Below are 26,341 nucleotides of genomic sequence, written 5' to 3' on the forward strand. Positions count from 1 at the left end.
TTCGACACAACAGGAAGATGACGCTTCCAGGAGCCGAGATGTCGAGCGAAGAACTGCACGTCCCCCGCGAAAAGCTGAGCAAGCGCACACTGAATCAGCACTACGCCATCACCTCGCTGATCGAGGAGATGGAAGCTGTCGATTGGTATCGTCAGCGTGCGGATGACTGCGACGATCCGGAGCTGAAGAAGATCCTGCTGCACAACGCCCGCGAGGAGCTGGAGCACGCCGCCATGGTGCTGGAGTGGCTGCGCCGCAGCGATCCCGAGACCGACGAACAGCTGCGGGAATACCTGTTCAAGGAAGGGTCGATCACCGGCCACGAGGAAGAGGCGACCAAGTAAATCCGATCTTCCCGGCGAAAGCCGGGACCCAGATCTCGGAGCGCCCGGGCTGACGGGAGGAGCGCTGAGTGCGTAGAACCCGCCTCAGCGCTCCTCCATCTGGGCCCCGGCTTTCGCCGGGGAAACGGAACTAAGGCCTACCGGCGGACCGTGAAGCCGATGCCCATGAAGCGCGGCTTGCCGGCGATGAAGGTCGGGATGCCGAAGCTGTCACCGGTGTTGCCCGCGTCCTTCAGGTAGCTGACGTCGCCCACGTTCTCGACGAAGGCTTCGATGCGCCAGCGATCGTCCACCGCACCAAAGCCCAGACGGACGTTGAGCAGGCCGTAGCCATTCTGGAACTCGTCGACCTTGGTGTCGGGGAACAGGCCCGACGACTGCAGGTCCGAGCGGTCGTTGTCGTCGTCGAAGAACATCTTCGAACGCCAGGTGTAGGTCGGCGTGAAGCTGACCTTGCCGCCGAGGGCCTCGCGGCTAAAGGCGGCGCCGACCGAGACGGCGTGGTCGGGCGACAGACGGAAGCTGTTGCCGTCGCGCAGGCCGGTGCTCAGGCGGGCGTGGTTGTAGGCGTAGGTCGAGAACAGGGTCCAGTACTCGCCGGCCTGCAGGCGGGCCTCGCCTTCAAAGCCGTAGGCCTTGGCCTTGCCGGCGTTCAGGGTCACGACCTGGGCGCCCTGGCGGAAGCTGGTGGCGAAGTTGTCGTAGTCGTACCGGAACACTGCGCCGGCCAGGAACAGGCGGCCATCAAACAGCTTGCCCTTGGCGCCGGCTTCGTAGCTGTCGACCGTTTCGGCGTCGACGACGTTCAGGCGCGCTGCGCCCAGCGGCGCGGCCGGGCCGCTGGCCGAGATCACGTCCGGGCGACGACCGCGGGCGTACGAGGCGTAGAACGACAGGTTGTCGGCGGCGGCGTAGCGGCCGACCAGGCGCCAGGTGAGGCCGTTGTCCTTGATCTCGCGACCGAAGGTCTGACCGTTACCGGTGGTCGGCTGGGCGATCAGACCCACCGACGGCAGCAGCGGGTTGTTCACCGCGTTCGGCTGCGAGGCCAAGAAGATGTTCGTCGCGGTCGGCGCAGCCAGCAGCAGGCCCAGGATCGAACGGCCGTTGTCAACGTGCGAGCTGTACCCCGCCCAGCGCTCTTCGCTGGTGTAGCGGATGCCGGCCGTGATCTCGAACTTGTCCGTCAGCTTCAGCGTACCGTCGGCATAGACGTCGTAGGCCGTATTCTCGCTGGAGTTGGCGAAGGTCTCGCGGTGCACCGGCTTGAGGTTGGCGGCCAGGCCCGGCGCCAGGGCGGCGGGGACGCCGAAGCCCAGGTTCAGCACTTGGGCCAGGTAGGCCGGGTTGGTCAGATAGGCCAGCGGCTGCGGGTTCGGACGGCTGATGCCCAGCGGCGACGTGCCGGCCAGCAGGGCCAGGACCAGACGCTCGTCGAACTGGCCCGGGATGCGCCACGAGCCGGTCTCATGGAAGTAGTTGGCGCCGACGAAGCCGGTGAAGCGGCCGCCGTTATCGTAGTTCAGGCGCAGTTCCTGGCTCTGCTGACGACCTTGCGCGTCCTCGGCGAAGGTCAGGATCGGCAGGCTCGTGCCATCCGGGTCGAACACTTCCACCGAGTGGAAGCGGCGGCCGGCGGTGATCGACGACAGGGTCAGGCTGTCGCTGAGCTTGAACTCGGCCAGGGCGGTGACGCCGTAGACCTTACGCTCCAGGCCCAGCGGCGCGCCGCCTTCGAAGCCGGCGCCGGCCGACAAGGTGGCGCCCGACGACACGCCGGTGTCGCCCAGCACCGCGCCGGTGATGGGGTTGGTCGGGTTGAAGGTGTGGCTCTTGAACGAGGTGCCGGTGGTGCTGTCTTCCTGATAGTTGCCGATCAGGTCCAGCTTGAAGCGTTCGCCCAGCTCGATGTGGTAGGCGGCGCGGAAGGCTTCGGTGTCGGTCGAGTTGAAGGGGTCGCCGCCGGCGAGGTCCTTGACGTAGCCGTCGTTCTGACGAACGCGGACCGCCAGGCGCAGGGCGCTGGTGTCGCTCATGGCGAAGTTCACCATGCCTTCGCCGACCGTGTAGCCGCGCGTGCCGAGCTCGGCCTTCAGCATCCAGTCGTTGCCGACCGGGTCAGCCTTGTTCTGCACCAGGTTCACGGCGCCGATCAGCGCGCCGCGGCCGAACAGGGTCGACTGCGGCCCCTTGGCGACTTCGACGCGCTCCATGTCGAACAGCTCGACATAAGAGCCGCGCGAGCGCGAGATCGGCACGCCGTCCTGATAGATCGAGACGCGGGTTTCATCCGTGGCCGAACCGGAGTCCGAGGTGATGCCGCGCATCACGAAGCCGGAGTTGTTGTTCGACTGGTTCTGCACCAGGAAGCCGGGGGTGAAGGCCGACAGCTCGTCGAACGCCTTGACGCCGATGGCTTCCAGGAACTCGCCCGAATAGGCGGTCACCGAGATCGGCACGTCGACCGGATCCTGGGCGCGCTTCTGGGCGGTGATGACCAGCTCGCCCAGGGTGGCGGCGCCGGTGTTGCCGGCCCCTACGTTACCGGCTTGGGGCTCGTCGGCCGCCATGGCCGGAGCCGCAGCGACCAGGGCCAGAAGGCTGGCGGTCAACAGCGTGGTGGTGCGGAAAGCGCGCATGGACTATCCCCTCAGACAAATACTCGACCTGCGCCGTAGGCATGGCCCGTGTCGATGACGCGACGAGTGTGTGACGGAGCAGTGAAACCCCCAGTGGATGGCGTGGAAGACACAGTGGATGGTTTGGGGGATGATGACGCCCTGGACACCGGCGCCTCCCGCGAGGGCGACGGCGAGACCCTGACCGCCGATCTACCGGACAGCCTCGCCGGCCAACGGCTGGACAAGGTGCTGGCGCCGCTGTTTCCCGACCTTTCCCGCGCCCGCCTGCAGGCCCTGATCGGCGAGGGCCGCCTGTCCCTCGACGGCCAACTGATCACCGACGCCTCGCGCAAGGCCAAGACCGGGACCTACGCCCTACAGGTGCCTCCGCCAGCCCCGGCCGAGCCCGAACCCCAGGCCCTGCCGCTCTCCATCCTCTACGAGGACGAGCACCTGATCGTGGTCGACAAGGCCGCCGGCATGGCCGTTCACCCTGCTCCCGGCACGCCCGACGGCACCCTGGTCAACGCCCTGCTGCACCACTGCGGCGACAGCCTGTCGGGCGTGGGCGGCGTGGCCCGCCCCGGCATCGTCCACCGACTGGACAAGGACACTTCGGGCGTCATGGTCGCGGCCAAGAGCGATGTGGCGCACCAGGGCCTGTCCAAGCTGTTCGCCACGCACGATATCGACCGCCTGTACGTGGCCCTGGTCCGCGGCGCGCCCAGCCCTCTGTCCGGTACGATCGAAACCCAGCTCGGCCGCTCCGCCAGCGACCGCAAGAAGATGGCCGTGCTGAAGTCCGGCGGCCGGACGGCGATCACGCATTATAAGGTGGAGGCGACGTTCGGCCCCCAAGATCGCCCTGTGGCCGCGCGCGTGGCCTGCCGACTCGAGACTGGCCGCACGCATCAGATCCGCGTCCACATGGCCAGCAAGGGCTCGCCCTGCCTGGCCGACGCCGTCTACGGCGCCAGCCAGCCGGCCCAGGCGGTGCGCGAGCGGATCGCGGCGGCGGGCCTGACGCGCCAGGCGCTGCATGCGGCAGTGCTGGGCTTCGCCCACCCCGTGACCGGCGAGACGCTGCGCTTCGAGACCCCCCTGCCCGCCGACATGGCGGCGCTGGAAGCCGGCCTGGCGACGCTCTGACTCCCGCCAGTCGGCCAAGCTTGCGCGGCCGCAACAAAAGCGCCCTAATTGCGCTGGCCTGACGGTCTACTATCTCCGTCTGGTCACCCTGGAGCGTATCATGCGGCCCTCTCTCGCGATCCTCGCCCTCGGCGCCGCTACCGTTCTGGCCACGCCCGTTCTGGCGATGCCCCTGCTGACGATGAACGCTGACGACGAGGCCATCAGCACCGCCCAGGCAAAGTCCAGCGTCCAGGCCCTGACCGCCACCGCTCCTGCGACGCCCGTCGTCACGACACCGTCGGCGCCGATGACCACCCAGGAACAGATCGACGCCTTTCTGGGCCCTGCGCGAGCCGCCGATGCGCAACGGCGCGGCCTGCTGCCGCCCAATCATGATTTCGACGCTTACGGTCCGGGCGCCTATGCCTCGGACGACCGCGACGCCGACGGCAAGCGCAAGATCCACGGCGAGATGAGCGTGTCGGTCGGCACCGGCGGCTATCGCAGCGCCTCGGCCTCGGCCCTGATCCCGGTGGGCGAAAGCACTACGGTCGGCATCGCCGTCTCCAAGACCGACTTTGGCCGCAACGGGGCCTGGGCCTATGGCGACGGGTACGGATATGGCGGCGCCTATGGTTATGGCGGCTACCCCAGACGCATGCGCGGCGGCGAAAGCCAGTCGCTGGCCGTGTCGGTGATGAGCGGCGTCGGCCGCCGCGGCAGCGCCGTGCCCGAGGGCTGCGCGCCCGGCTTCCGTGACGGCGGCCGCTATGTCGAACCGGTGTGGGTCGGCGAGATGCGCGACGGCGCCCACCCGTGTTCGGCCGCGGATCGCTAAAACTCACATTGAGTTCAACCTGGAAGTTGCGCTGGATCCAAGCGCCGCTGTTCGCCGATGTTTAACGGCTTGCGCTCATGGTGCCCCGCATCGGGGACTGAGGCAGATTGATGCAGCCGGAAATCATCGCGTACCGCCATCCGTCGACCGGAACGATCACCTATCTGATTGTCGACCCCGCCACCTTCCTGTGCGCGATCGTTGACCCCGTCCTGGATTTCGATCCGGTCACCGAGGCCGTCGACACCAGCTTCATGAACCGCATCATCGCCGAGATCCGCGCCCGCGACCTCGGCCCCACCTGGATCCTCGAGACCGGCCTGCACACCGGCCACATCTCGGCCGCCGGCCATGTGAAATACGAGACCGGCGCCTCGGTCTGCATCGGCGCAGGCGTGGTCGAGAGCCTCAAGCGCCTGGCCCCCGTGCTGGGCGAGGACGGCGTCGACCTGGACGGCTGGGACTTCGACAAGCTGGCCCAGGACGGCGAGGCTCTGCCCATGGGCGGCCTCGAGATCACCGCCATCGCCCTTGAGGGCCGCCTGCCGGGCGCCCTGGCCTACCAGCTGGGCGACGCGGTGTTCACCGGCGACCTCGTGCTGAGCCCGGCCGAGGGCGCAGGCCGCTGCGACGTGCCCGGCGCCGACGCCGGCAAGGCCTGGGACGACGCCCGCAAGCTCTTGGGCCTGCCGCCCCAGACCAGGGTGCTGCCCGGCTCGTGCGCCGGCGAGCCCTGCGAGTCGACCATCGCCGACGAGCAGACCTCCAATATCCAGCTAAAGGCCGACATCGACCGCGACGGCTTCATCGCCCTGCGCGCCGCCGCCGACGCCTCGCTGCCAGAACCGACCCTGGCGCCGGCCGCCCTGCGCGTCGCCATCCGCGCCGGCAAGCTGCCGCCGGAAGTCGAGGCCGGCCGCCGCTTCGCCCCGGTCGACCTGCGCGCCCTCACTTAATTTCTTTTCGAAACGCACTTGCCCGTCTCAGGGCTCGCCCCTTATGGTTCGCACGCGAAACATAGGGAGTAAGCCTGCATGGCCGAGGATTTCAGCGCCGCCCTCACCGCCGGCCAGGCCGGGTCCCTGCCCGATCTCCTGGGCCTGCAATGGACCCACGCCGAGCCCGGTCTGGTGCGCGGCCGCTTCGACGTCGACAAGCGCCACATGGCCCCCAACGGCTTCCTGCACGCCGCCAGCGTCATCGCTCTGGCCGACTCCGCCGCCGGCTATGGCTGCGTCATCTCCCTGCCCGAGGGCGGGACCGGCTTCACCACCATCGAGTTGAAGTCCAACTTCCTGGGCACGGCCCGCGAAGGCGGCGTGGCGGTAGAGGCCAAGCTGACCCATGGCGGCGGCAGCACCCAGGTCTGGGACGCCGTGGTGACCAACGAAACCACCGGCAAGACCATCGCGCTTTTCCGCTGCACGCAGATGATTTTGCGCCCCAGGGCCTGACCGAAAAGAAAGCTGAAGAGAGGGCTTGCGTCCCGGCGGCGACGCCGCTAGTTATCCCGCCCTCGACCTCGGGGGCCCAAAAAGCCTTCGGAAAAACACCTGTGGAGAGGTGGCAGAGTGGTCGAATGTACCGCACTCGAAATGCGGCGTGCCTGGAAGGGCACCGTGGGTTCGAATCCCACCCTCTCCGCCACCACCCCATCCCAGTCAGTGCCAGACCGCCCCCGGGCGTCCCGCAAATCCCTGAACCATAAGGGATAATCGCGAAAACGTGTTTCGACACGTCTCACGCGATCCAACACGCTCCGAGTCTCATTTGTGGGACGAAGTGTGGGACAAAATGGCCCGACTTTGGGAACGCCTCACGGCGCTGCAGGTCAAAAGGACGACGCGACCGGGAATGCACCCGGACGGCGGCGGTCTCTACCTGATGGTCCAGAAGGGCGGCGGTAAGTCCTGGGTCTATCGCTACATGCTCCAGGGCCGCGCCCGTGAGATGGGGCTAGGCCCGGCCCATACGATCAGCTTGTCGGAAGCGCGCGCGATGGCGCGAGACGCCCGCCGCCTCAAGTTCGACGGCATCGACCCGATCGAGCAACGGCAACTGGCTCGCACACGCACCACGCTGGAGGCCGCCAAGGGCTTCACGTTCAAGCAGGCGTCGTCCGCGTATATCCGCGCGAACAAGGCTGGCTGGCGCAATGAAAAGCACGCCCAGCAATGGGAGAGCACGCTGACAACCTACGCTGACCCGATCTTCGGAAGTCGCGGCGTCTCGGATATCGACACCGGAATGATCCTGGCCGTCCTGGAGCCGATCTGGTCCACCAAGCCCGAGACCGCCAGCCGCGTGCGAGGGCGCGTTGAGGCGGTGCTCGATTGGGCGACCGCCAGAGGGCTGCGCGAAGGCGAGAACCCGGCTCGCTGGAAGGGGCACCTTGAAAAGCTGCTGCCGGCGAAGTCGCGCGTCCATAAGGTCGAGCATCACGCCGCCCTGCCCTACGCCGAGTTGAGCGCATTTATGGCTGCGCTGAAGGACCAACCAGGCGCCGGGGCGCGGGCTCTTGAGTTCACAATCCTCACAGCCGCCCGCACCGGAGAGGTCATCGGCGCCGAATGGAACGAGATTGATCTCGCCGGCCGCGTCTGGATTATCCCGGCCGACCGAATGAAGGGGCGCAAGGAACACCGCGTTCCACTCACGGCGCCCTTGATAGATATCCTTGAAGGGCGGAAGGCGGACTACGCCGCCGTGATCCGGCGCGTTCTCGAATCCAAAAGGCAGCCCATTCCAGACGATATACCACCCGTCGGCCCCCTCTTCTGGGGCACGCTGTTTGGCAAGAAGCTGAGCAACATGGCGATGCTGGCGGTGCTGAAGCGAATGAAGCGCGAAGACCTTACCGCCCATGGCTTTCGCAGCACGTTCCGCGATTGGGCGGCCGAGACCACGGAGTATCGAAGCGAGATTGTCGAGATGGCCCTCGCCCACACGATCGGGAATAAGGTCGAAGCCGCTTACCGGCGCGGCGACCTATTCGAAAAGCGTAAGCTGCTCATGGAGGACTGGGCAGTCGCCGCAGGTGTCGCGGAGCGGGCAACAACGCCTGCTGCATAGATCGGGCTGGACCCCAACCGGCTTTCGTTCGTTTCGTTTATTGCGTTTAATTCGATTAAGGCGTACAACCCGCCCTCAACCGGGAGCATCAAAATGACCATGCCTGCATTCGCCAAGGAGCTTGGCGATAGGCTTCCGTCTGCCGATGAGCGCGCCGCAGCCAACCAACTTCGCAAGATCCTGGCTGCGCAAGCGACCGGCGAAGCCGAATCCAAGCTACGTCTTCTCCAAGAAGACAAGACGACCTCTGAGGTCGTGCTCACTCCGGCGCTTTCGCGTCTTCTGATGGAGGTGCTTCGTCACGTCGGGCGTGGCGATGCGGTGACGCTCGTGCCCGTCAGCCAGATGCTGACGACGCAACAGGCCGCTGACATCTTGAATGTGTCGCGCCCCTACCTTGTCAGCCTTTTAGACAAGGGCGAGATCGCCCATTCCCTCGTTGGACGGCATCGCCGGATCAAGGCCGAGCATCTCTTCGATTACAAGCAAGGGCGCGACGGAAAACGAGCTGCGGCGCTGTCGGAGTTGGCTGCTCTGGATGCGGAGCTTCTGTAGTCCGTGTTTGCCAACCGCTTCACCGCACTTGTCGACGCATGCTGTTTGGCAGGCACGCTAAAGCGGAATCTCTTACTCACTCTTGCCGAATCGGACTTCTTCCGGCTGCGCTGGTCGCAAGCCATTCTCGACGAAACGGAAAGAGCGATCGAGCGCATTCTCGTCGGTCGGGGCGTGGTGGACGCGGCGGGGCGCGCGCGCCGTGCTCGCGACGCGATGGAAACCGCATTCGAGGAAGCCGACGTCGGTGACTACCAGAGCATGCTCTGCGCTTGCGATACCCTACCGGACCCAGGCGACGCCCACGTTCTTGCCGCCGCGCTCAAGACGCGCGCGGCGATCATCGTCACCGATAACCTGAAAGACTTTCCGGCCGACATTCTGGCGCCATTGAATCTTGAGGCGCGCTCAGCCGACGATTTTATCGCCGATACGATCGCGCTTGATCCCGGTCGTGCTGTGGCCGCAGTGCGTAAGATGCGCGAGCGCTTCAAGCGACCGGAGAAGACCGCCGAGGTCTTGCTCCTGGACATGGAGGCCGAGGGCCCGACCGAAACCGTCGATGTACTTCGACCCCATGCCGCCTCGCTTTAACGGCGTGGCCGGGCCGCGCCATTGCCCGTCAACCGGATCAGGATTTTCGCGCGCGCCGCGTGCAGGCGCCGCCCGCCTTGAGCCGCCGGATCGCCCAGCGCATGGTGTGCGCGCCTAGCGGTTCCCTCTCGGCGCGACGGCAGGCTTTGGCGACGATCCGAACGAGCGATGCGATGACGCGCGAAGAACTTCATCAGAAGGTCTGGACCGAGCCGATGAGGACCCTGGCCAAGTCCATGGGCATATCCGACGTTGCATTGGCTAAACGCTGCCGCATCGCGGACATACCGGTTCCGCCGAGAGGCTGGTGGGCTCGAAAGGAAGCCGGCAAAGCGGTGAAGATCACGCCCTTGCCCAAGCCGCGAGCGACCTTCGCCAACTATTTCCCGGCCCGAGAACCCGACAACGCGTCCGAGTCTAAAGACGGCGATCCTATGCCGCCCCGGTTTCGCGACCTAGCCGCAGTCCAGGACGAGATCCGGGCGATGGTGAAGACGATCAAGGTTCCGTCGACCCTGGAAAGCCCGCACCCGACCGTCGCGCGCCTTCTGAAGCAGGACGCCGAACGAAAGCCGACCGCTTCGCCCAGCCGCTTTCTTCCCGACCGCAACGGACCCAAGTTCGCCACAGCGATTCAGCAGCGGCGCCTGCGCATCCTATCGGCCATCCTCACCGAGCTTGTCCGCCTAGGCTGCAAGATCGACGGCCACACCCACGCCGGAGAGCGCTTCAACGTCCAGGTCGGCGGGTACTGGACCTACATCTTCTTCGGCGTCGAGGGCGGCGCGTGGCCCAGCTACTTCAACAATGACGGCCGACGCTATAAGGCCCCGGACCGCCCGCAGCTGCGCTTCGACATCACCGAACATGGTGAGCGCTCCCCGCCCAAGCGCACCTGGCGGGAAGACGACGGGCCGCTCGAAAAGCAGGCGGCCGAGATCGTGCGCGGACTTCTTCTTCAAGCCGAGGAAGACACGCGGGAGCTGGCGCTCATGCACTTCAAGTGGACCCGTGAAGACAACGAGCGCAGGGCCAGGGAAGCCAAGCGTGCCGCTGAACAGGCCGAGGCCAATCGGATCGCCCGGGAAAAGGCGCAAGCGGCAGCCCGCATCGACTCCTTGCTCGGCGGCGCCGACGCGCTGGAACGCGCCGTCCGGATCAGGCGGTATGTGGCCGCAGTCCGCGCCGCCCGGCTCGACGGCGCGACTCCGGTCCCACGCGAGGCCGTCGAAGAATGGGCGCTATGGGCCCTGGCGCAGGCCGATGCCATCGACCCGGTGCTATCGGGACAATTCGCGTCGAGCCTGGACATCTAACGTGCCCGAGTCGGGACGCGGCGAGAGGAGAGCTTAGCTGGCCTCATGTCGATATCCAGCCGGGTCAGAGATCCAACGATTGATCGACGACTCCCGCCAACCCGCGCCGTGCGCGCTGATCGGGACCTGTTTCGGGAACGAACCTTCGCTGATCTTTCGATAGAGGGTAGATCGGCTCAGGCCCGTGCGCGCGAGCACGGTCTTGAGGCGGACTATCCGGTCGAGGTTGGCCATCGTTGCAAGCTCCACAGACTGGGATCTCAAGGCATTCGATGAGCCAGAATTGGATTGCCAGCCGCCAGCGGCAAGGCCTCGCAGGGCCAGATCGTACTATGGGAAACAAAGACAGGCTCCCGGCGTCAAAAGAGTAGGCTGGCGCGCCAGGCAGCGGCGGCAGCGTGCCTTGATGGGCTTGCCTGCGGTTGGTTGCGGCGCGAGCTACTTCTTCAGACGGACGCCTGGCCCGCCGATGTCGTCAGCCGACAGAAACATTACGCCAGCGTTCTCCAACGACTGTCGAACAGCATCGACATTTGAGGCAGAGCTTCGGCCAGGTCCGACCGAACTTTCCATACGCACGATGGTCGGCAACGAGACGCCTGAGGCCGCAACCAGTTGCGGCTGGCTCCAGCCCAAAAGAGCGCGAGCGGCCTTGATCTGCTCCGCCGTAATCATTGGGCGATAATTTTATTATCGTACATGATCATTTTATAATTGACCTCTCGCCGGTGACGGGTGATAATAAAATCGTCACTCATGATTATAGAGCAGAGGCCATGGAGTCACGTCGAAAGGCGGGGCGCGCGCCTGCGCGCGTGGATGAACCGTCCAGGCGAGCAATGATGGTTGGCGGCACCGTCACCTGTGGGGTTGCGGCTATGCCCGCGCCCCAGGTCGTAGCGGACCCGTCTGTCGCCACCTGCCGCCGCTGGCTCACCATCGACGCCGAACAACGGCGGCTCCAGCTTGAGTGGGGGACGCTCGAAGGCCGGCTGATGACCAAGCACAACTGGTATCAGCTGTCACAGGACCAGCAGGCCGCGATCCCCGAAGGCGCCAGGCTTGCCGAGATCGACGCCAGGCTCGATGTGCTGGAGGTCGAGGGGCACGCCCTCCTGAAAGCCATGCGGCCGAAGCCGGCGAAGAGCATCGAGGCGGTCGTCGCCAACCTGTCGGTGGCGGCCCGCCTGATCTTCGTGGAAGACCACCCCGAAGCTCACGGCCTGAGCACCCGTGCGGTCCGCGACCTCGCCGCATTCTCCGGTGGAAAGTGACCAGCCGGGTTGCTCGGCGACGCGACGGCGCCGACCGCCCGCTGGCGGCGACGTTCCGCCGTAACGCGGCCGGCTTCTACGAAGCGGCCGAGGCGGCGCTACCGCAACATCCCGAGGCCACCCGCTATTTCCTCGCCATCGCGATCGAACTGGCGCTGAAGGCGCACCTCCTGCACCGAGGGATCAGCGACGACTGGAACCGTGTCTATCTCCGACACGATCTCAGCAAGGCCCTGAGGTTCGCGCGGCGCGCCGGGTTCAACGGCGCTCCAGCAGCCCTTCCCGAACTGGCCGCGCTCCTTGGCCCCTACTATCAAGTCCATGCCATCTCGCGGATGCCGCCAAAGGCCGTCGCATCGGTCTGTTGGTCGCAGGCCTGCATGACGGTTCGGGATCTGATCGACGCCGTCGTCGAGGCGGCCGCGCGCGAGGCTTCCGATCATGAAGGCGTCGCGTGATGACGGGCTTGCGCAGGCCTTGGCCGCTTGTGGCCAGCCAGCGGTGGCGCTGGCGGCATCCCCGGCTCTGGCGCGGGCGTGTCTTCGATCCGCACGACACTCAGCAGGTCATGTCCTACGCCGTGCTCCGCCTTCGGCGGGAGACGCGGGACGTGTTGGTGCTCAACCAGATTGAAGCGCTCGATTACGCGCTGATCGCTCGCCACCTGAGGCTTTCCATCGCCGAGGTCCAGGCGCGCCTGGCCGATGCGCTTTGCGAGCTTTCCCGCACGGTCGATCTGATCGAGCGCGTCCGCCCCAAGCCCATCAACCTTTCCAACGCGGAGCATCCCGATGTCTGACGAGAAGGAGCCCTTCGCCGTTTCCCGACGCGTCGTCATTGGCGCCGCCAGCGCGGCGCCAGTTATTGCCGGGGCCGGTGGCGCCACAGTCCCGGACGCGGCCGTTGCCCGCTGCGCTGAGTGGTTGGCGCTCGACGCGGAGATCGACCGTCTGGGTCTGCGCTGGTCGGATCTGGAGACCATCCTCGTGCGCCAGAAGCGATGGGAGCGCATGACGCCAGAGGAGCGTGGGGAATTGTTGCCCTCCGAAGAGATGGACGCCATCGACGAGCAGTTGAAGCCGCTGTTCGACCAACGGGAGGCATGGCTCGAAGCCCTGCCCAAGGTTCGCGCGCGCGACCTGCACGGTGTCGTCGCCAAGCTGGAAGTGGCGCTACAGGTCATGGTCCATCAGCAGGGCGACGGGTACGACCTCTTCAACGCGACGATGGAGGAGCTGCGCACCGCGCGCTGTCCGAACTGCGGCGCGCCCGTTTGCAAGCGCTAGACGCGCCGCCCACAGCAACCGCCTTGCCTATCCCAACCTGCGGGAGCCAGGACCGGAACGGTCGGTGCCCGCCCTGGAGCGCTTGGAGAGCCTCTGCCGGGCGGGATGGTGCGGGTCAAGGGCGGCTTCGCCGTCGCTCCGCGATGCGCCCGCAGGGCGCACCCTTGACGCGCGCCAGCCCGTCCGGCCCTTGTTCCACCAAGCGATCCAGGGCGTCTTGTCTCCGAGCGAAGGTCGGCGGCGGCTGTCTGCTTTCGCAATGACGACAATCCGTTTTGAATTTTGGCGCCGTTTCCGAACCTCAGTCACCAGCCGAAAGGCGACCCTCAAATGTTTGCTCAGATCCGAGGGCGGGCCGCTTTCTCCAATCGTCAGCTAGGGTCCAGCCGCCCTTCTCCTGAATGTGCCAGTCATTCCAGCCATTACGGTTCGTCTCGGTAACTGCTCGAGAGGCGGCAGAGAAGGAGTTGAATCGACCTTCGATCCCATCGATCACAAGCGCGCCGCCCTCGATCCGCCCAGCATAGGACTTACCAAAATAGGTAAACCGGCAGGCGGTGCTATCGGCGGGCAAACCTGAACGCTGAGCGGCTATGTCGGCCCACGCTGGAGATATTGGATTGATGCCATCCTGTCGGTCGGGAGCCTGCCAAATCTCACGGGCGGTCTTAAAGAGCGCGGAGCCCCTCGCGGCGATTTGTTCCTCATTCCATGCCTCATACCCGTTTAGCTCCCGGTTGAGCGCCAAGCTGGAATGCGAACGAACGGCGGGCATCTTGACCGAATAAGGTCCGTTGGAGACCGAAGAGTTGAGCGCCCCGGTGAGGAGGGTGAGGTTGCCAAGCTTATTGATCGCCCCCGTTCGCTCCATGTCGCGAGCAAGGCGTTCGGGATCCAGATCATCCAGATGATCGAGCCCAACTACGGGCCACGAGCTATGCCAGCCCTGCGGCATGATGTGTTCAACCGTTAGCGCCGACTTGATTTCGATGTCCTCATTTAGAGCTGAGCGCTTCGCCTGCTCTATCGCTTGGAACAAGAAACGCAGCCTTGGCTGGCGAGCCCCCTTGTACTGATCCCGCCCAAGCCAACCTTGACGCCATTCCGCGTCATCCGGCCATCGATCCGTGTCAGAGTGTCGACTGGAAAGATAGGCGATGAGGGCATCAACCCGATTGCCTTCCGCCGCCCGAAGTCGGTCGATAATTCCGATGAAAAGACGGTTATAGTTCTTCGTCGTCAAACCACAGATGTCACGCCGGAGGATGTAGCTTTCCAGCACGGCAAGCGCGCGTGAAAGTTCGCCGGCGCTCTCCGCGCTTGTCGCGAGATAGACGACAAGCGGCATCGCGGTAGAGACGTCGAACGCGTCAGCGAACCGGCCGAAATCGCCAAGAGGATCACCTCTGACCTGTTCGAATAGGCGCTTCTCTACCGCCGCCGTTGCGGTGATGGATTCGAGTTCCGAAATGACCGTCGGAAACGGCGTCTCGTTCAGGATCCATCGCCGGTAGCCTTCAAACAGCGTTTCCACTGACACCAGGTTGCCTATGTGCATCGACAGGTGATCGGTCAGCATCCAATCGAGGCGCTGGCGGGATTGCCGGCCCCGGGAATCCACTTGGCTCCAAAACGCGCGATCCAGCGGCAACCAGTGCTTTTCGTACAGCTTGTCGACCACCAGCGATCCCTCGCTTTGTCCCATGCCTTTCGCGCGCTGAAAGATGAAGTTGCGCATGAGGTCGCCGGGGGTCAATTCGACGCCGCGACTGTTGAGTGTCTCGAAGATTGTCTGGGGATCGTCACCACGCTCAAGCTCGATCGAGACGATGGCTAGGCCCTCTTTCAACGCCTCAAACAACGTCTCTAGGCGGTGCTCCTCGAACACACCCTCAACCTGAACGTGACCCTCAATCTGCGCTTTGAAGTATGCGTGGGCGGCGACAGCGCGCCGGACAAATCCATCTTCGTCAGCCGGCCTTGGCGTTATTGCATCCAGATCGGTGGTGGGGTCCACCAGCCCAACGAAAGCGCGACGATCCGTCAGCGATGGCCAAAGCTTGAAACGCTCAGCTTCGGCGTTCTCCATCACACCGTCGTTGAGCAAATACTTTTGAAGCTCGTCGGCATATTTCGATCCGTTCGCCGCTGCTACGTCACGTATCGCCGACAGCAGAAGCTGAAAGGTGGTGAGGCGTTGCTGGCCATCGATGATTTCGAAGGCCTGGACCTGCTTTCCAAAAGTCTTCATCTGCGCAATCACAATCGCGCCCATGAAATGCGGGGTGAGCGAGGCACGATCGGTGTTCACTCGATTAACCGCCCGCTCGATATCTTCCCAAAGCAGTTCGAGTTGCGGCTCGACCTTCCAAGCGTATTGCCGCTGATACAGAGGAATAAGGTAGCGCTTTTTTCCGTCGAACAGCTCGATGATCGATCGCGTATACGGCTTCATGCGCCTCCCCCAAATTCAGACTTCAGGCGGAGATTATTCGCTAGGTCGCTAGTCACAACCATTTTCGGTTGAGCCGCGTGGCGGCCTTGATCCATCAACATCAAACTGGCGAGCGGGCGCAGGCAACCTTCCCTGAGCAACGGTAACGCATGGTTCCCGCTGCTTCGTCGATGGACAGTATTCAAAATGACTCTGCTTCAGTTTTGATGGAGCGACCCGTTGAGGTCTCCGCCTCGAACGCCCGCTTCCCACCCCGCCGCCAGAGGGCCAGGGTGTATTCGCGGTCCTCGCCCTGGAGCATCATCGCCAGCGTCAGGAGCGCGCCATAGAGCGCGGCGCGATCGTCACCGGTCAGGTCGACGAGCCCGGCCTTCTGCACCAGGCCGCCCAGTTCGATCATGTGATGGGTTCGCTCCCGCCGCTGCATCACCCAGGCCCGCGTGTCTGTCCTGGCCCGCCGCGCCTCAAGCCGATGTCGCGCCACCGTGGTTCGCCGGATCGCATCATTGGTCGCTGTCAGCAGCGCGCAGAGATTCTGCCTTCCCGCTGCGAAAGAACCCCGCGCCGCGTTTGCGCCACTCCGCCTTGCGGGTCGCGTCCTTCGTCTCGACCAGACCCAGCAGTCCGCCCGCCAAGGTCTCGACGTCCAGAGCGTCGGCCCCGGTGGCGATCACCAGTTCGCCGAGCTGTTTGATCTTCCGATCCTTCAGCGTCCTGGCCTTGTCTTCCAGCGTCTTCAGTTCAGCGTCAAAGTCCCTGGGTTTACGCATCGTAGTCTCCATGATGGCGAGATGCGACCAGGATAAAACAATGGCGACCGGAAGGCTGTAAGGTCGGCGGAACACACTGGGACAGTCCGGTCCCTCCCGAGATTTTAATCTTGGAGGGCGCGCTTATACGTCGTGCCGACGTGCACTCAGAGTAGTAGGTGGTCTGTCGCCATGGCGATCTACCACTTCTCCGTCAAAGTCATCAGCCGCGCCACCGGGGCCAGCGCCGTGGCCTCGGCCGCCTATCGCTCGGCCTCGCGGCTGCACGACGAGCGGCTGGATCGCGACCACGACTTCACGGGCAAGAGCGGCGTCGTCCATTCCGAAGTGCTGCTGCCGGACGGCACGCCCGAGCACTTGGCCGATCGCGCGACGCTGTGGAACACCGTCGAGGGCGGCGAGAAGCGCAAGGACGCCCAGGTTTCCCGCGAGGTCGAGTTCGCCATCCCCCGCGAGATGGACCAGGCCCAAGGCATCGAGCTGGCCCGCGACTTCGTCCAGCGCGAAATGGTCGATCGCGGCATGGTCGCCGATCTCAATGTGCATTGGGATATCGGCGCCGACGGCCTGGCCAAGCCCCACGCCCACATCATGTTGTCGATGCGCGAGGTTGGCGAGGACGGGTTCGGCGCCAAGGTCCGGGACTGGAACCGCACCGAGCTGGTCGAGCATTGGCGCGAGGCTTGGGCCGACCACGTCAATGAACGGCTGGCGCAGCTCGACATCGACGCGCGGATCGATCACCGAAGCCTGGAAGACCAAGGCATCGACCTGGAGCCGCAGAACAAGATCGGCCCCGCCGCCGGCCGCAGAGCCGACGAGGGCTTGGAGGCCGATCGGCTCGACGAACACCATGAGATCGCGCGAGCCAATGGCGAGCGGATCATCGCCGATCCGCGCATCGCTTTGGACGCCATCACCAAGCAGCAGGCGACCTTCACTCGCCACGATCTGGCGATGTTCATTCACCGCCATTCGGATGGGAAGAAGCAGTTCGACCGCGCCATGGGCGCGGTGCAGGCTTCGCCCGAACTCGTCGCCTTGGGCCAGGATGGGCGCGGCCAGGACCGGTTCACCAGCCGCGAGATGATCGCTGTCGAAGATCGCCTGCACCGGGCCAGCGAACCGATGGCGCAGCGCCGGGCGCACCGGGTCAGTGAACTCGATCAGCGCCGCGCCCTGGCGCGCGCCGAGCAGCGAGGTCTTGTCCTGTCCGGCGAGCAGAAGGCGGCGTTCCAGCACGTCACCGCGACGCGGGATCTGGGCGTAGTGGTCGGCTATGCGGGCACGGGCAAGTCGGCGCTGCTAGGTGTGGCGCGGGAGGCCTGGGAGGACGCCGGCTATCGCGTCCAGGGCTTGGCGCTGTCGGGCATCGCCGCCGAGAACCTGGAGGGCGGTTCGGGCATCGCCTCGCGCACGATCGCCAGTCTGGAGCACCAGTGGAGCCAGGGCCGCGAGCTGCTGGACGCCCGCGACGTGCTGGTCATCGACGAGGCCGGTATGATCGGCTCGCGGCAGATGGAGCGCTTGCTGTCGGCCGCCGAAAAGGCCGGGACCAAGGTGGTGCTGGTTGGCGATCCCGAACAGCTCCAGGCGATCGAGGCCGGGGCGGCGTTTCGGTCGATCGCCGAGCGTCATAACCACGTCGAGATCACTCAGGTTCGCCGGCAGCATGAGGACTGGCAGCGCGACGCTACCCGGCAGTTGGCTACGGGGCGAACGGGTGAGGCCCTGGCGTCCTACGAGGCGCGCGGGATGGTCCACGCGGCCGAGACCCGCGACCAGGCGCGCGAGGATCTGGTCGAGCGCTGGGATCGGGATCGAATCGCTGAGCCGGGCAAGAGCCGGATCATCCTGACCCACACCAATGACGAGGTGCGCGATCTCAATCTGACGGCGCGGGATCGGCTGCGCGGGGGCGGCGCCTTGGGCGACGACGTGACGGTCAAGGCCGAGCGCGGCGAACGCGCCTTCGCGGCCGGCGATCGGCTGATGTTCCTGAAGAACGATCGCGGGCTGGGGGTGAAGAACGGCATGCTCGGCGAGATCGAGCAGGTCTCGCCGACCCGGATGACCGTGCGGCTCGACGCCGGGCGTCTCGACGCGGGGCGATCGGTCGCCTTCGACCTGAAGGACTACGCCCAGGTCGATCACGGCTATGCGGCCACCATCCATAAGAGCCAGGGCGTCACCGTGGATCGAACCCATGTGCTGGCGACGCCGGGCATGGACCGCCACGGCGCCTATGTCGCCCTGTCGCGACACCGTGACAGCGTGCAGCTCCATTACGGCCGTGACGAGTTCGAGGATCTCGGCAAGCTGACGCGCGTGCTGTCGCGCGAGCGGGCCAAGGACATGGCCAGCGACTTTGCCGAACGACGCGACATTCATGTGCCGGCGTCGATGCGGCCCAAGGAGCCGCGATCGCGCGAGCGCGGGATGTTCGCCGGGTTCCGGCCGGCCAGTCCCGCGCATCAGCCGGCGGTGCCGGCGCGTGATGATGACCAGCTCGCTCGACGCGCCGCGATCGAGCGCCACGCCCGCGCCGCGGCCGACGTCATGCGCATGAACGACCGCGGTTTGCCGGTGCTCGCCCATCAGCGCCGGGCGCTGGAGGAGGCGCGCGAGGCCGTGGGGAAGATCGGTCCGCACGCCGCCAAGGATCTGGAGCGGGCCTATGTGCGCGATCCAGCCTTGGCCGGCGAGACGGCCTCGGGTCGCACCCAGCGGGCGATCCGCGTCCTTCAGCTTGAGGCCGAGGTCAGGGCCGATCCACGTCTGCGCGCCGATCGGTTCGTCGAGCGCTGGCAGGGTCTGGACCGTCAACGTTCGGCCCTGCAACGCGCGGGCGACATGACCGGCGCCGGCCAGGTCAAGGATCGCATGGGCGCGATGGCCAAGAGCCTGGAGCGCGATCCGCAAGTGGAGTCGCTGCTTCGCGTCCGCCGGCCCGAGCTTGGGCTTTCCGCCGAGTTGGGGCGCAGCGTCGGGCAGGGCCTTTCTGACTATCTCGGCATCGGTCGTGGTCGGGGACTTGGCTTGTAGGAGGATGGGATGGATCAAGACATCGGATCAGAGACGCCTGGCGATCCGGCGGCGGCGGCGTTCGAGGCGTTGCGGCGGGAAGTCGCGTTGCTGAACGTCGCCGTCGCCGGGCTGGCCGCCGAACGGGCGTCGGGTCCTGACTATAGCGAGACCCTGGGTGAGATCGCCCAAGGTGTAAGGGGCGCGGTTGGGCGGCTAGGGAAGCTGGCGACGAGTCCGGCGTTGGCGGCTACGCCCGCTGAGATCGCGCAGCAGATCACGGCGGCCGGTGATGAGGCCCGGCGGCAGGACCGCGCGACGTTGCATCAGGCCCAGGAGATGCTTCAACGGGCGGCCGGCGATCTTCGCGGCTGGGTCGATACGGCGCGTTTGGCCAGCGCGCAGAACTGGCGGCTTTTGCAAGCGGCGTTGGCCGGTATGGTCGGCGGGGCGGTTCTCGGTGCGAGCTTTCCGGTCATCGTTGCGCAGGCGGCTCCAGAACAGTGGGCTTGGCCCGAGAGGAGGGCGGCACGGGTGCTTCACCTCGATATGTGGCCGGCCGGTGAGCGACTGCTGGCTGTTGCTGACCCGCAGCGTTGGCGGGAGATGCAGACCGCGCGGCGGATCTTCGAGCAAAGCCGCGATGTGTTGGCTCGGTGCGTAACGGCAGCTCAGAAGGCCAAGGGCGCAAAGCGCTGCTAACTCATATCAGGCTCTAGAGCACCCGTTCGTGAGGCGGCGTTTCAAATTACTTCGGCTGGATGGGCACAGCCGTGACAAGTTTGGGCGGCTTTCCGTCGAGGTGGTCGTTCCACACAGACCGGATGCAGTAGGGCGTCCCTGCCGGTGTCTCCATGAAGCACTCAACTATTGTCTTCACGCCATATGGATGCTCGACGATCTGAACAATCTTGTTATTCGCCGCATGGTGGCGGAAGGCTTCGACCATCTCATCGGTCGCTTCCTCCGAAAAGCCCACCGCTCTGAAGAACTTCGCCTTCCCGTGCCCCTCTGCATGGTCGAGATTTAGAAGGTAGTCAGTGATCTTGCTTAACTCGACCCGGAGCATATGCGGGTCGGGCATCCACGTCTCCGCTCGCGTCGGTTCAAGGGCGCTCATTCACTGCCTCCAGAGCTTCCCGTTCCGTCGTGATGACCAACCCAGGCTCTATCGAGAACTCGATCTCGTAAGCACTGCCATCGCCATAAACATCAACCACCGTTCCGAGCGAGCCGGCGGGAACTACCGCATTCCCTTGGCGAAGCGGCGAGCGCGCCCGCACCAGTTGGTGCTCCGTGAACACGGAAGGGGTCGCAACGGCCGCTTCCTTTATCGCCACCACAGTGTCGTAGCCCCCCACCCGCTCAAGGTCAGGGTGGCTGTCGATCCCGGTGTAGCTGAGTGAGGCGTTCTCGTAGCGGCGGAACGCGAAGACCGCTTCATTCATTCGCTCAGTGTTGAAGACGCGTAGGTCTACCAGCATCTGGAAGTCTGCGACGGTCAGGCCGGTCACCGTTTGGAACAGGCCTGGCTCGATCAGTGTGATGACCTCTTTCAGGTTGTTCTCGCGAAAGTCGGTCAAATACATGAAGGCAGGGATGCGGGTCGCGAACTTGATCAGCTTCTCCTGAACTTTCCTTCGCAGCGACTTGTATTCCTTTTCCTCGGCGGTCAGCTCCCGCTTTTCCTTGTCCGACAGCTCGCCGTCACGCGCCTTTTTCTTGAGGTCTTTGATCGCTTCCGATTTGGCAATAATAGTCTCGATGATGTGGTCGCCCAAGTTGCGCCAGCCCTCAATGCGCTCGACCGCCGCCATGGCCTCCTCGCTATCGAGAACTCGGCGCAGGGTGTCATTGTCGACATTGACCAGCAGCGCCGACTCCCACTTGCGGGCCAACAGCGTGCCGGTGGTCCCCGCCATGGCGATGTCGAGAATCTCGCCGGCATCCACGGGCTTCATTACCGCGCCGTCAAAGGCCAGCACCGGCAGGAAAGAGATCAGGTCCGCGACCGCTTTTTCCGGGTTTGCTTCACCCGGCGACAGGCCGATGCCGTAGGAAGACAGCTGGCGCAGCGCCCGCGTCGGCGCGAAATCAAAGACGAAGCACACCGGCTTGACGACCTGTTCGCGATTGGGGTCGTCGCCCTCCGGGTTCTTGATTGACCATGGCGACTGCACGCGGAACGCGGCCTGAAAATAAGTCTCGGGCGATTTGAGGTTCCGCAGCATCAGGATCGACGACCATTGGGGAATGGTGACGCCGGTCGTCAGCTTGCCGCACGACAGCGTGATGGTCTGGGTCTTGAAGCCCTCGCCAATGGCCGCGCGCACGGGTGGCACGGCATCCAGCCCGAGGCCCGCGCGTGGCCCCGCAGCAACGATGATTTTGTAGTTCTGCCAGAACCGGTTCTGAGGTTCGTCCAACAGGTTCCGCATCGCCTCGCAGGCGGCGACGTTGGGAAGGAACCAGAAGGCGTGGTTCAACCAGGGCAACAGCTGGCTGTCAGCATAGGGCCAGGGCGGTCGCGATCCGGCCTTCAGGGATTCGCCGGGCGCATGCTCGCCGCGAATGACCTGTAGCCACTTCTGCACGTCGCCTTTGTGGATAAAGGTCGCAGCCTCGCCGGCTCCCGTGGCGGCGAAGAAGGCGTTCAGATCGAACTCGTCGAACTCTCCCCCGCTGGCGATGGCCAGCAACTCGGCCGGCATCTGATAGGTCAGCAGCCGCATCTCGGGCAGAGCAGCATAAGGATTGCGAGTCCCCGGGTGCGCCACGTCATACTCGGCCTTGGCGCGCTGTTCGTCGGTGTATGTCCAGTTGAAGATTTGTTCCTCGATGAACTCGCCGTTTGCCAGGGCCTTGAACGGCGTGCCCGACAGATAGAGGAACGCGCGGGCGTTGATAGGCAGGAACTCCGCCTCGTTCTCCAGCGGCTGCTGCAAGTCCGCGACCCGTTCGGCGAGCGCCTCGGCGGCAGCTTTTGTTTCATCCGCCTTCTTCAGGAACGTTTCTTTTCGGGCGACGGCCTCTTCGTCGTCCTCGAACAGCTCGCGCGCGGATTCGCGCCAGGCGCCGAAATGGTATTCGTCGAGAACGACCAGATCCCAGGTTTCGTCATGTAGCCAGGCGTTTTCCGGCTTGATGCGAATGGTGCCCGTCGCGCTGTCGCGGCGAAGTAAATCCTGGAATGACCCGAAATAGACGATGGGCTGGTCGGCCGCGATCTGGGTCGGGTCACGGTCCGAGTTGCGCGACATATAGCGCCAGCCCTCGAAATCCACATGGCTTTCGAGATCGGTCTGCCAGGCGTCCTCGACGGCCGGTTTGAAGGTGACGACCAGAACGCGCTTGGCACCCATCCGCTTGGCCAGCTGATAGGTGGTGAAGGTCTTTCCGAACCGCATCTTGGCGTTCCACAGAAAGCGCGGGGCGGCGTTGGGCCGGTCAGTTCGGTAGGACTGGAAGTAGGCGTGGGTGCGCTCCACTGCTGTGAGTTGTTCAGCGCGGGGCGGAAACTTCTGGTCGCGGACACCATCGATAGTCCGGCCCATGCGAAGCGCGTTCAGGGCCGCGCGCACATCTGCGACGGTGCAGCGCATCCACTCCAGCTGGACTCGTTCATGCCCCTTGGCCTTCAACGCGTCGCGTAAGGCATGGTCCGAAATGATCGATCCGTCGTCGCGTGTGGCTGGTTCGTCCAACTCGATGCGGGGGGTGATACCTGCCGTCTTGGTCTGTTCGGCGATCCGCTGCTTCACATCACGCGTGGTTTGGCCGATCTTCAGCAGACCCTCGTGCGAGGGCGCGTCGATGGCGTAGGCGTAGAGGCGCGGATTGACCTCTGGCCTTGCCGGCAGGATGTCGTCGAGGGAGCGGCTCAACCGGCCGACTCCATCGGGCGGATCATGCTCTCGATGTACGCCTGTTCTTCAGCCGTGATACCGTATTTTTCGTATAGCGCAGCGTCGGTCCAGATGCGGTCCCAAGGCTGTTGGGGAACCCACTGGTAGACGCCTCTCATGGCATCTTGACTAATCTTCCGAAGCGACACGATGAAGCGCAGAAGGCGTGTCTGGAGATAGCTGACTACGCTATTTGCGGCCTCTTCGGATTCGAGCGGCCCCACGACAATCCAAGTCTGCGTGCATACCGTGTTCGGTTCGGCCGTACTCGGCTTGCTGAGCACGATATCCGGAATGACATGGCCGCCGCTGCTTCCCGGCCCGGCTTTGGGCGCGAGGACCTTCCAGCTGTCGATGAGGTGCGTGTTCTTCGTTATTGCAGAGCGCAGCATCGAGCCGCTTCGGCGGCCGGTGTTGGAACTCGCATAGACCTTGACCTCGCCATTCTCGGGTTCACCCTTGCGGAAGCCAGAGAAGTTGGTGGCGAGCCCAAAGGGCGTGTCACCGGTCAGCAGGTCCGCGAAACTCGGCTCACTACGAGCAAGCACCTTTTTCAAGATCGCCGCAGCACGCTCGTCCCGGATGAACACGTCATGTTCGTCGAGCCTCCGGTTGGTCGGCCCGATGACCTCGTCCCGAATGAGTGTGACGGAACAGTCGCCCTCATAATCCCGGCCGCGCAAGAAGAAGCAAACACCGCTCTTGAGATCCACGCCTGGAAAGACCTGACCTGAGTTCGGGTAGTCGACCAGGTGGCTGATGTGACGGTCCGCTAGCATCGTCCGGCGAAAATCCTCCATACCGCGTCCGCCGGCCATCCAACGCGAGGGAATGACCATACTGAGGAAGCGTGGCTCAAGCTTGACCGCCTGTTCGACGAACAGGTGGTAAATCGCGGAGTCGTTGGTTCCGCCGCCGCCGCCCGCCATCTGATACGGCGGATTGCCGATGATCACGTCGAACTGCATTTCGGCTCCGAACATTTCGGCTAGACGAACCTCGGGGTCGTCGGTGTGGATAAAGGGGTAGGCGTAGGATTCACGATGATCGCCACGATCCAGCGAGGTTTTCGGCGCGCCACAAAACCGGCATTTGTTGCCCTGCCAATCGTGCTCTATTCGCTCGAACCAGATGTGACCGGACTCGTCGTCGAAGCCGCGCGCCACTGAGTGCGCGCCATTGGCCCACTTGGAGCAATACAGGCTGCGGCGGGCCAGCAGCGCGGTCAGGCTGGAGGTGCCGATACCGAACAGCTGCCGGGTCAGGATGTGATCGACGCGGGCCCGCAGGTCGGGGATTTCGTTCAGAAGCCCGTCGATCAGCCGCTTGGCGATCTCGCGGAGGAAGACCCCCGACTTGGCGCAAGGGTCCAGGAAAGTGACCGAACTGTCGGCCCAAAGGTTCGCGCCGCCGTTGGCCGCCGCCCACCCTTCGGCCAAGGTGTCCAGCATCCGCGCGGCAAACTCGGGCGGCGTGAAGACCTCGTCGTTCGACAGATTGGCGATACAGGTCAGGACGTCGGGGTTGCGCTTTAAAAGGGCGAACGGCATGGCGTCGGTCATGCAGCAGCGCCCTCGGGCGTTTGACTCAGTGCCGCCAGATCGCGCACCGTCATCGGTGGCCAGGTCTTCACCGGCTGGAAGACCTCATGCTTGCCGAGATGCTGGAACAGCATGCCCTCCTCCCGCAGACCGGCAGATTGGGTCATGCGGTCGAGGCGGAAGTCGCGGCGTTGAAACTTGCCGTTGCCGATATAACCCCATTCCACGAAGGTGATCGGCCCGCCGTCGGCGGCCAGCATCGAAAGGGCATCGCCGTGGATCAGGTTCAGGGACAGGATGTTTGAGGCCGCATGCAACACCTCATCCTCAAGTGTAACCGACATGTACTCGCTGAATAGCGCCAACATATTGGCGCGGCATTCGGCGATGTTGTCGGCCAGAAGTTCGATACCGTAGCAGGATGCCACCGCCACGAGGCTGTAGATGTGTTTATCGAACTTCGAGCGGCCGTACTTCAGCTCAACCGTGTCGAGCTTGCGCGCCAAGATGCGAACCAGGAAGTTGCCGCTGCCGCAGGCCGGTTCCAAAAACCGCGAGTCGATCCGCTCGCTTTCGCCCTTCACCAGATCGAGCATGCGCTCGACCAACCATGGCGGGGTAAAGACCTCTCCGTGATCGGCGACCCGTTTCTTTGACTTGATAAGACTCATTGGGGCGCCAGCCTGCTATCGGGAAGGTGACTTTAGCCCGTTCTTGTGGAGCAATGCCATCGCTGAGGTCCTGTGATCAAGCGACGACGCTTGTGCGGGAGCGGGGTAATTGAAGGTCCGGTTGCCGACGGGAGGGTGAGTTCCGCTCCTCGGCGCACAGTGGACTGTTCCCTGCCCTAAAGTGAGCGGCCCCTAAGGGCGGCCATCCCGTCATGGTGCCTCCCTGAACTCTGGCCTCTCGGTTCACTTTCACCAGAATCATCGATTCAACGCGCACTGAAAACGGCACATTCGGTGAAACTTCTATTCGAGGCGCTACCCTCCATTTTTATGAGGATTGCTCATATTTTCGCAGTTTGCGGATCGATTTGTGGGACAGAATCCCATCAAAAATCAGATAACACTTTGTAAAATTGAAGAACTTTTGAAAGTTGAATGTCCACCCTCTCCGCCACTCCCCTCGTTCATCGCCATCTAGAGACGCTCGCCAACAACCGGCGAAGACGTTGATTGGTAATGGGAAATTCGAGAAAGATTGCAGATCTCTGTCGTTGATGAACGGCTGATGCGCAGCCGGCTGCGCTGTCGTTGGATATCCGACACGATCCGAAATCCAAAGAAGAGCGCTCCCGTTTCAGGCGGCGAGGGCAGACCCTCTCGATGACCGCCCCACTAGGCCAATCAGAAATCCATCAAGCCACGGGAACTCTCGCAGTTGCGACGCGTTTGTGACTGCGCGCGCGGGGGTGTGCGTGTGGGGCGGCGCTTATGGTCACGGGTATCTGGATTCCTCCGCTCAGCGGTGAGCCGGCGAAGCTCGGTTGCGACAGGCCAGGCCCGCAGCGCCTCTCTCCTATCTCTTCTTTGAGGGCCTAGGCTTTCAAGGCAAAGCTCCTGTCGTCATCGTTCGCTTCCGAGCCGCCGCCGGCGTTCTCGACATTGAG

General features: G+C 64.3%; 24 protein-coding genes and 1 tRNA gene. 16 read left to right on the forward strand and 9 right to left on the reverse strand.

Annotated features, from left to right (window positions below; genetic code table 11):
- The first annotated feature begins 38 nt into the window (after positions 1 to 38).
- Positions 39 to 344, forward strand: a complete 306-nt coding sequence (locus E1H18_RS15485) for a ferritin family protein (RefSeq protein ID WP_172269968.1) — start codon at positions 39 to 41, stop codon at positions 342 to 344.
- Positions 345 to 481: 137 nt separating this feature from the next.
- Here the strand turns inward: E1H18_RS15485 and E1H18_RS15490 are convergent, their stop codons facing one another.
- Entirely contained in the window at positions 482 to 2,983 is a 2,502-nt protein-coding gene (locus tag E1H18_RS15490; protein ID WP_172269970.1) for a TonB-dependent receptor, read from the reverse strand.
- A 54-nt stretch (positions 2,984 to 3,037) separates the two neighbouring features.
- Here E1H18_RS15490 and E1H18_RS15495 point away from each other — a divergent pair, with 54 nt between their 5' ends.
- The 9 genes from E1H18_RS15495 (at position 3,038) to E1H18_RS15535 (ending at position 10,471) form a co-directional block, all read left to right on the forward strand.
- Entirely contained in the window at positions 3,038 to 4,114 is a 1,077-nt protein-coding gene (locus tag E1H18_RS15495; protein ID WP_172269972.1) for an RluA family pseudouridine synthase, read from the forward strand.
- A 100-nt stretch (positions 4,115 to 4,214) separates the two neighbouring features.
- Entirely contained in the window at positions 4,215 to 4,934 is a 720-nt protein-coding gene (locus E1H18_RS15500) for a hypothetical protein (RefSeq protein ID WP_172269974.1), read from the forward strand.
- Positions 4,935 to 5,041: 107 nt separating this feature from the next.
- Entirely contained in the window at positions 5,042 to 5,890 is an 849-nt protein-coding gene (locus E1H18_RS15505; RefSeq protein WP_172269976.1) for an MBL fold metallo-hydrolase, read from the forward strand.
- A gap of 78 nt (positions 5,891 to 5,968) precedes the next feature.
- Positions 5,969 to 6,388 carry a PaaI family thioesterase gene (locus tag E1H18_RS15510; RefSeq protein ID WP_172269978.1) on the forward strand — a complete coding sequence of 140 codons (420 nt, stop codon included), beginning with the start codon at positions 5,969 to 5,971 and terminating at the stop codon, positions 6,386 to 6,388.
- A 103-nt stretch (positions 6,389 to 6,491) separates the two neighbouring features.
- A tRNA-Ser gene (locus E1H18_RS15515) sits at positions 6,492 to 6,581 on the forward strand.
- Positions 6,582 to 6,728: 147 nt separating this feature from the next.
- On the forward strand, positions 6,729 to 8,006 hold the full coding sequence (locus E1H18_RS15520; protein ID WP_172269980.1) for a site-specific integrase: 1,278 nt from the start codon (positions 6,729 to 6,731) through the stop codon (positions 8,004 to 8,006).
- A 93-nt stretch (positions 8,007 to 8,099) separates the two neighbouring features.
- Positions 8,100 to 8,561: a helix-turn-helix domain-containing protein gene (locus E1H18_RS15525; RefSeq protein ID WP_172269982.1), complete on the forward strand. Its 462-nt coding sequence runs from the start codon at positions 8,100 to 8,102 to the stop codon at positions 8,559 to 8,561.
- A 3-nt stretch (positions 8,562 to 8,564) separates the two neighbouring features.
- Positions 8,565 to 9,155, forward strand: coding sequence for a PIN domain-containing protein (locus E1H18_RS15530; RefSeq protein ID WP_172269984.1), 591 nt, complete (start codon positions 8,565 to 8,567; stop codon positions 9,153 to 9,155).
- Between the two features lie 77 nt (positions 9,156 to 9,232).
- Positions 9,233 to 10,471, forward strand: coding sequence for a hypothetical protein (locus E1H18_RS15535; RefSeq protein WP_172269986.1), 1,239 nt, complete (start codon positions 9,233 to 9,235; stop codon positions 10,469 to 10,471).
- Positions 10,472 to 10,504: 33 nt separating this feature from the next.
- Here E1H18_RS15535 and E1H18_RS15540 read toward each other — a convergent pair whose 3' ends face one another.
- Positions 10,505 to 10,705, reverse strand: coding sequence for an AlpA family transcriptional regulator (locus tag E1H18_RS15540; RefSeq protein WP_172269988.1), 201 nt, complete (start codon positions 10,703 to 10,705; stop codon positions 10,505 to 10,507).
- A 644-nt stretch (positions 10,706 to 11,349) separates the two neighbouring features.
- Between E1H18_RS15540 and E1H18_RS15545 the strand changes: the two genes are divergently transcribed.
- From E1H18_RS15545 to E1H18_RS15560, 4 genes are read left to right on the forward strand one after another with little or no spacing between them, the layout of a single operon-like run.
- A complete protein-coding gene (locus E1H18_RS15545; RefSeq protein WP_241736044.1) occupies positions 11,350 to 11,745 on the forward strand; it encodes a hypothetical protein in 396 nt (131 codons plus the stop codon).
- Positions 11,742 to 12,203, forward strand: coding sequence for a hypothetical protein (locus tag E1H18_RS15550; RefSeq protein WP_172269992.1), 462 nt, complete (start codon positions 11,742 to 11,744; stop codon positions 12,201 to 12,203). The genes E1H18_RS15545 and E1H18_RS15550 overlap by 4 nt, the downstream gene beginning before the upstream one ends.
- Complete coding sequence (locus tag E1H18_RS15555; RefSeq protein WP_172269994.1) at positions 12,203 to 12,544, forward strand: RNA polymerase subunit sigma-24; 342 nt, start codon at positions 12,203 to 12,205, stop codon at positions 12,542 to 12,544. The genes E1H18_RS15550 and E1H18_RS15555 overlap by 1 nt, the downstream gene beginning before the upstream one ends.
- On the forward strand, positions 12,537 to 13,031 hold the full coding sequence (locus tag E1H18_RS15560) for a hypothetical protein (protein ID WP_172269996.1): 495 nt from the start codon (positions 12,537 to 12,539) through the stop codon (positions 13,029 to 13,031). Before E1H18_RS15555 ends, E1H18_RS15560 begins: the two co-directional genes overlap by 8 nt.
- Positions 13,032 to 13,332: 301 nt before the next feature.
- On the opposite strand, the gene E1H18_RS15565 is transcribed toward E1H18_RS15560, so the two are convergent.
- The 3 genes from E1H18_RS15565 to E1H18_RS15575 form a co-directional block, all read right to left on the reverse strand.
- Positions 13,333 to 15,486 (reverse strand): DUF262 domain-containing protein, encoded by a 2,154-nt coding sequence (locus E1H18_RS15565; protein ID WP_172269998.1) that lies wholly within the window; start codon positions 15,484 to 15,486, stop codon positions 13,333 to 13,335.
- 181 nt (positions 15,487 to 15,667) lie between these two features.
- Complete coding sequence (locus tag E1H18_RS15570) at positions 15,668 to 15,913, reverse strand: conjugal transfer protein TraD (protein ID WP_194248033.1); 246 nt, start codon at positions 15,911 to 15,913, stop codon at positions 15,668 to 15,670.
- 76 nt (positions 15,914 to 15,989) lie between these two features.
- Positions 15,990 to 16,256: a conjugal transfer protein TraD gene (locus tag E1H18_RS15575; protein ID WP_172270000.1), complete on the reverse strand. Its 267-nt coding sequence runs from the start codon at positions 16,254 to 16,256 to the stop codon at positions 15,990 to 15,992.
- 171 nt (positions 16,257 to 16,427) lie between these two features.
- On the opposite strand from E1H18_RS15575, the gene traA reads away from it, so the two are divergent.
- Both traA and E1H18_RS15585 read left to right on the forward strand, forming a co-directional pair.
- Complete coding sequence (gene traA / locus E1H18_RS15580) at positions 16,428 to 19,301, forward strand: Ti-type conjugative transfer relaxase TraA (RefSeq protein WP_172270002.1); 2,874 nt, start codon at positions 16,428 to 16,430, stop codon at positions 19,299 to 19,301.
- 9 nt (positions 19,302 to 19,310) lie between these two features.
- Entirely contained in the window at positions 19,311 to 19,982 is a 672-nt protein-coding gene (locus tag E1H18_RS15585) for a DUF6118 family protein (RefSeq protein ID WP_172270004.1), read from the forward strand.
- A gap of 46 nt (positions 19,983 to 20,028) precedes the next feature.
- Here the strand turns inward: E1H18_RS15585 and E1H18_RS15590 are convergent, their stop codons facing one another.
- The 4 genes from E1H18_RS15590 to E1H18_RS15605 are packed head-to-tail and all read right to left on the reverse strand — an operon-like array spanning position 20,029 to position 25,397.
- Positions 20,029 to 20,400, reverse strand: coding sequence for a DUF6883 domain-containing protein (locus E1H18_RS15590; RefSeq protein ID WP_172270006.1), 372 nt, complete (start codon positions 20,398 to 20,400; stop codon positions 20,029 to 20,031).
- Positions 20,387 to 23,164 (reverse strand): GIY-YIG nuclease family protein, encoded by a 2,778-nt coding sequence (locus E1H18_RS15595; protein ID WP_172270008.1) that lies wholly within the window; start codon positions 23,162 to 23,164, stop codon positions 20,387 to 20,389. Before E1H18_RS15595 ends, E1H18_RS15590 begins: the two co-directional genes overlap by 14 nt.
- Entirely contained in the window at positions 23,161 to 24,747 is a 1,587-nt protein-coding gene (locus E1H18_RS15600; RefSeq protein ID WP_172270010.1) for an Eco57I restriction-modification methylase domain-containing protein, read from the reverse strand. Before E1H18_RS15600 ends, E1H18_RS15595 begins: the two co-directional genes overlap by 4 nt.
- Positions 24,744 to 25,397: a DNA methyltransferase gene (locus tag E1H18_RS15605; RefSeq protein WP_172270012.1), complete on the reverse strand. Its 654-nt coding sequence runs from the start codon at positions 25,395 to 25,397 to the stop codon at positions 24,744 to 24,746. Before E1H18_RS15605 ends, E1H18_RS15600 begins: the two co-directional genes overlap by 4 nt.
- Between the last annotated feature and the right edge of the window lie 944 nt (positions 25,398 to 26,341).

It is taken from the genome of Caulobacter sp. RHG1 (assembly GCF_013181195.1).
GTDB lineage: Bacteria > Pseudomonadota > Alphaproteobacteria > Caulobacterales > Caulobacteraceae > Caulobacter.